We start from the raw sequence: 2,899 nt of genomic DNA, 5'->3' as shown, positions 1-2,899 counted from the left end.
GCGAGGCGGGCGCGGCCGAAGTCCATATGCGCATCGCCAGCCCGCCGACCCGCCACTCCTGCTTCTACGGCGTCGACACGCCGGAGCGCGCCAAGCTGCTCGCAGCCAAGCTCGATCTGGGCGGCATGACCGGCTTCATCCACGCCGACAGCCTCAACTTCATCTCGATCGACGGGCTGTACAAGGCGCTCGGTGAGGCCAAGCGCGCGGATATCCGACCGAAATATTGCGATGCCTGCTTCACCGGCGATTACCCGACCACGCTGACCGATCATGACGAGGGCGCCGAGGTCGATCAGTTCGCGATGCTCGCCGAACGCGTCATCTGAGAGTCTTGGAGCTAGAATGACCGACAAGCCTCTCGAAGGCCGGCTTGCGCTGGTCACCGGCGCAAGCCGCGGCATCGGCGCCGCCACCGCGATCGCGCTCGCTGCAAAGGGCGCGCACGTGGTTTTGACCGCGCGCACGCCGGGCGGCCTCGAAGAGGTCGAGACAGCGATCCATGACGCCGGCGGCTCCGCGACGATCGCGCCGCTCGACCTCGCCGAGAGCGAGGCGATCGGCCGGCTCGCGAGTGCGGTCGGTGATCGCTGGGATGCGCTCGACATCCTCGTGTTGAATGCGGGCATGCTGGGATCGCTGTCGTCGGTCCCGGCGATCGATCCGAAGGAAATGGCGCAGGTCCTCACGCTCAACGTCAGCGCGCAGGCGGCGATGATCGCCGCGTTCGATCGGATGCTGAAGAGGGCGAAGTCGGCGCGCGTGATCGGCGTCACGTCGAGCGTCGGTCGCAAGCCGCGCGCTTATTGGGGGCTCTACGGTGCCTCGAAGGCGGCGTTCGAGACGCTGCTCGGCGCTTATGGGGACGAGATGGCCGAGATCAGCGGCATACGCACCGCGATCGTCGATCCCGGCGCTACCCGCACCAAGATGCGCGCGCGCGCCTATCCGGGCGAGGATCCGAATTCGGTCAAGGATCCGCAGGTCGTTGCGGACCGCATCGTCGCGCTGGCTGTCGAAGGGTTTGAACCCGGCCATTTCGAGCGCGTCGCCTAAATCCTTCCCCTTGCGGGGCGGACGATCAGCGTCGCTTCACCAGCGTTACCTGCGCGACGTCGATCCCGCCACCGCGAAACCCGCCCTCGCAATACATCAGGTAATAGCGCCACAGCGCAATGAACTTCGCGTCGAGCCGTGCCGGCAGGCGCCCCTGCGCAACAGCGGCGTCGAACGCGATCCGCCAACGCCGGCATGTCTCGGCATAGTGCAGCCCGAAGCTTCGTTGATCCTCCCACGTCAACCCGCGCGCCTCCGCCAGAGCGCGGAACCGCGGCTCGGACAGCAGCATGCCGCCGGGAAACACGTAGCGCTGGATGAAGTCGACGCTTGTCGAATAGGCGTCGAAGATCGCATCGTCGATCGTGATATATTGAAGCGCGGCACGGCCGCCGGGTTTCAGCGCCCGTGCGACCGCGTCGAGATAGGCCGGCCAATAGGCCTCACCCACCGCCTCGACCATTTCGATACTGGCCACCGCGTCATAGGTTCCGACGACGTCGCGGTAATCGGTCAGCGAGACGGTCACCCCCGTCAGCCCTGCCTCGGCCATCCGCGCGTCGACCTGTCGCTTCTGCTCGGTCGACAGGGTGAGGCCATGCACGTCGACACCGGACTGCGCGGCGAGGGCTGCGAAGGACCCCCAGCCGCAGCCGATCTCGAGGATGCGATCGCCGGGCTGCGTACCCGTCCTGTCCAGAATCGCCTGGAGCTTCGTCGTCTGGGCATGCTCGAGCGGTTCGGCCTCGCTAATCGGCTCCGCGAACAGCGCGCTCGAATAGGTCAGGCTGGGATCGAGCCACGTCTCGTAGAAGTCGTTGCCGAGATCATAGTGCGCGGCGATGTTGCGCCGTGATCCCGTGCGGTGGTTGCGTCGCATCCAGTGCCAAGCGCGGGCCGAGAGTCGCGCAACCCCGCCCGATCGCGCCGTCCTGCCGAGCGATATCCGGTTGCGCATGAACAGGTCGAACAGCGGGACCGGATCGGGACTGGACCAGTCGCCCGCGGTCCAGCCTTCATACCAGCCGACCGATCCGGCCGTTGCCAGCCTTACCAATGCCCGCCAGCGATGGACGGTGACGATCGGCATCGGCCCGGGTGCACGCCCTCCCAGCAAACGGCGGGTGCCGTCGGGCAAGCTTGCCTCAATACCGCCGCTCTCGAGTCCTGCATCGATCCGGTCGAGCAGGCGGTGGAATATCGGCGCGGTCAGGCGTGCTGCACTGGTTGCGCGCCCTGTAGCGGCATCGTCAAAGGCGTGGGCGGCGGTCATCGCGGCGCTCCATGCAACAGCGTCGCGACCTAGGAAAGAGGCGCGTGCCAAAAGGCGTCAGCGCGCGTGCCGCCCCGCCTCGAGCGCGCGCTCGCGTGCCTCGCGGTGACCGATGATCTTGGCCGGATAGTCGCGCGGCCGACACCCGGACTCGTCCGGGTCGTGGATCGCGTCGCCCGTAACCTTGGCGAGTTCCGGCACCCATTGTCGGATATAGTCGCCCGCATCGAATTTTTCCGATTGCGACAGCGGCGCCATGATCCGGCCGAACATGTTCGAATCGACCCCCGTGCCCGCGACCCATTGCCAGTTGACTGAATTATTGCCGTAGTCCGCATCGACCAGGCAATCCCAGAACCAGCGTTCGCCCTCGCGCCAGTCGAGCAGCAGATGTTTGACGAGGAAGCTCGCGGTGATCATCCGGACGCGATTGTGCATCCAGCCCGTCGCCCAGAGCTGTCGCATCCCTGCATCGACGATCGGATAGCCTGTCCGACCGGTCTGCCACGCTTTCAGATCGGACGCCGCCGCCTTGCCGGTGCGCCATGGCAACGCATCGAACGCCGGCCT

3 protein-coding genes and 1 pseudogene are annotated in these 2,899 nt (G+C 66.4%); 2 read left to right on the top strand and 2 right to left on the bottom strand.

The genetic code is table 11. The features are described 5' to 3' along the window. Positions 1 to 329 (top strand): annotated as a pseudogene (locus sphsw_RS14330) (amidophosphoribosyltransferase); the annotation flags it as partial. A gap of 16 nt (positions 330 to 345) precedes the next feature. After that, positions 346 to 1,056, top strand: a complete 711-nt coding sequence (locus sphsw_RS14325) for an SDR family NAD(P)-dependent oxidoreductase (RefSeq protein WP_031441209.1) — start codon at positions 346 to 348, stop codon at positions 1,054 to 1,056. A gap of 25 nt (positions 1,057 to 1,081) precedes the next feature. On the opposite strand, the gene sphsw_RS14320 is transcribed toward sphsw_RS14325, so the two are convergent. Then, complete coding sequence (locus sphsw_RS14320; protein WP_081874338.1) at positions 1,082 to 2,329, bottom strand: SAM-dependent methyltransferase; 1,248 nt, start codon at positions 2,327 to 2,329, stop codon at positions 1,082 to 1,084. Positions 2,330 to 2,386: 57 nt separating this feature from the next. Continuing rightward, a partial coding sequence (locus tag sphsw_RS20565) for an FAD-binding domain-containing protein (protein ID WP_042467379.1) occupies positions 2,387 to 2,899 on the bottom strand: 513 nt, incomplete at its 5' end.

The organism is Sphingomonas sp. FUKUSWIS1, from assembly GCF_000733135.1.
Lineage (GTDB): Bacteria > Pseudomonadota > Alphaproteobacteria > Sphingomonadales > Sphingomonadaceae > Sphingomonas > Sphingomonas aerolata.
The sequence above is the reverse complement of the archived record's forward strand: the minus strand, read 5'-3'. Positions and strand labels throughout refer to the sequence as shown.